Below are 2,236 nucleotides of genomic sequence, written 5' to 3'. Positions count from 1 at the left end.
GTCGGCGCCATGCGCGACGACGCGCGCCGCCTGCGCCGCCAGCGCCGCGGCCAGGGCGCCAAGCCCCGCGACATCGAAGGGGTCCAGCAGCGGCGCCGCGCGCTCCGCCAGCAGGCGCAGGGAGGCGAGGCCACTGGCGGCCGCCAGGGCGCGCAGCGCATCCACCGCCCGGCCCGCCGCGGTGGGATCGGCAGCGCCGGCCAGGCGGTCGCAGGCGGCGGCGAATTCCGGCGCCAGCGCGTCCAGCATCTCCCGGTCCGGATCCGGCGGCGGTGGTGCCTCGGGCATCAGGGCTTCAGCCGGCGGCGCGGCTTCGGCCAGCGGCTGGTCCTCCCCGGCGGCGCCGATCGCCAGCGCCTGGCGGGCCAGCGCCTCCGCCCCCGCATGCAAGGCGGGCCAGTCCTGCGCCTCCAGCGCCTGTGCCGTGCGTTCCACCAGCGCGACCAGGGAGGGCGCGCCGAGCGCCGCGGCCATGGCGCGCAGCTGGTCCAGCGCCCGCTGCGCCGCCGGCGCGTCGCGCACCATGGCCAGGCGTACCGCCTCGGCCTCGAATTCCGGCACGAAGGCGTCCAGCAGGTCGCGGTCCAGCGGCGTCATGGCAGCTTCTCCTGCGCCAGGGCGGCAACGCGGCGGCCGAGCCCGGCAGGGTCCGCGGTTTCCAGCGCCAGCCCGGCCTCGATCAGCGCGCCCGGCATCCCGGCCACCACGCAACTGGCCGGCGACTGCGCCAGAACCGGCATCCCCCTGTCCTGCATCGCCCGCGCCCCCAGGGACCCGTCCCGGCCCATGCCGGTCAGCACCACGCCCAGCGCCCGCCGCGCCACCAGCGCCGCCGATTGGAACAGCAGGTCGACCGAAGGATGCACCGCTGCCGGGCCGGAAGCGAGCCTCAGCACCAGCCCGGCTTCCGCCACGCCGGCACCGCGCGCCAGATGGCCATCGGTGCCGCCGGGAATCACCGCGACCTCCCCCCCCATCAGGCGTTGCCCGGCGCGGCCGACGCCCACCGGCACGCCGGACAGCCGCGCCAAATGCTGCGCCAGGTCCGGCGCCAGCTCCGCCGGCATGTGCTGCGCCACCACGCAGGGCACCGGCAGCCGCCCGGCCGCGGCCAGGAAGGCGGCCAGCGCATCCGGCCCGCCGGTGGAAGCCCCGACCACCACCACGTCGCAGCCGCCCGATGCCCGCACCACGCGCACCGGCGCCGCGCCGCGCGCCGCCGGCCGCACCGACGCGCGCTGCCCCGCCCAGTGGCGCAGCCGGCCACGCAATTCGCGGTCCAGCATGGAGAGATCGACGCCGCCCAGGTCGCCATCCTTGTGCAGGTAGTCCACCGCGCCGCGGTCCAGCGCGGCCAGCGCGCTGGCAGAGCCGTCGCTGGTGTGGTGGCTGACCATCAGGACCGCCGGCGGGTCCGGCAGCGCCATGATCTTGCGGGTCGCCTCCAGCCCATCGAGCTTCGGCATCTCCACATCCATGGCGATGACATCCGGCCGCAGCTTCGCCGCCTGCTCGATTGCCGCCTCGCCGTCCGCGGCCTCCCCCACCACGCGCAGGTCGCCCTCCGCCTCGATGATCCGGCGCAGCGCCATGCGCATGAAGCCGCTGTCGTCCACGACGAGGACGCGGATCATCGCAGCGCGCCGAGCACGGCGGCGCGGCAGATGGGCAGCGGCGCATCGCCCTGGGTGGCGACGGCAGAGACCAGCCCCTCGCTGGCCACGGCGGCGATCAGGCGTTCGGGGATGCGGCGCAGCCCGGTCACCTGGCTGACCGCCAGCGCCACCGGGCGCGGCCCGGCCAGGCGCAGCAGGGGCGCTTCCGTCCAGCCATCGAGCAGCACATCGGCCAGGCCCAGCCGCGCGCCCGCATCCAGCACCGGCAGCACATCGCCGCGATGCGCCGCGACGCCGCGGAAATCCGCCAGCCTGCCATCCGGCGCGGGTGTGGGGGCGACGGGCGGAATCACCGCCAGCACCTCCTCCACCGGCAGGGCGAAGGCCTGGCCGGCGGCGACGCAGACCAGCAGGGTGCGCAGCGGCTCCGGCGCCGGCGGCGGCACCGCCTCCGCCAGGGGGGCGGATTCCAGCGCCTCGGGCTCCGCCTCCAGCCGCGGCAGCAGGGTGGGCTCGCCGGGGCGGGCGGGGGCGACGCGGGCGCAGGGCAGGCCCAGGCGGCGGCCGCCATGGCGGAACAGCACCAGCAGGGGCGGCGGCGCGGCAGGGGCGGCGGCGCC

The 2,236-nt window shown here is 77.7% G+C and carries 2 protein-coding genes and 1 pseudogene; all 3 read right to left on the bottom strand.

Features of this window, described 5'->3' with window-relative positions:
• A pseudogene (locus HEQ75_RS27525) lies at positions 1-597 on the bottom strand (hypothetical protein); the annotation flags it as partial.
• Positions 594-1,634 carry a chemotaxis protein CheB gene (locus tag HEQ75_RS27520; RefSeq protein WP_168035318.1) on the bottom strand — a complete coding sequence of 347 codons (1,041 nt, stop codon included), beginning with the start codon at positions 1,632-1,634 and terminating at the stop codon, positions 594-596. The pseudogene HEQ75_RS27525 and the gene HEQ75_RS27520, both read right to left, overlap by 4 nt.
• Positions 1,631-2,236 (bottom strand): chemotaxis protein CheW (locus HEQ75_RS27515; RefSeq protein WP_168035317.1); only part of this gene is annotated, 606 nt, incomplete at its 5' end. The genes HEQ75_RS27520 and HEQ75_RS27515, both read right to left, overlap by 4 nt.

Source organism: Falsiroseomonas selenitidurans, from assembly GCF_012103215.1.
Lineage (GTDB): Bacteria > Pseudomonadota > Alphaproteobacteria > Acetobacterales > Acetobacteraceae > Falsiroseomonas > Falsiroseomonas selenitidurans.
This window is presented reverse-complemented; position numbering and strand designations above follow the sequence as displayed.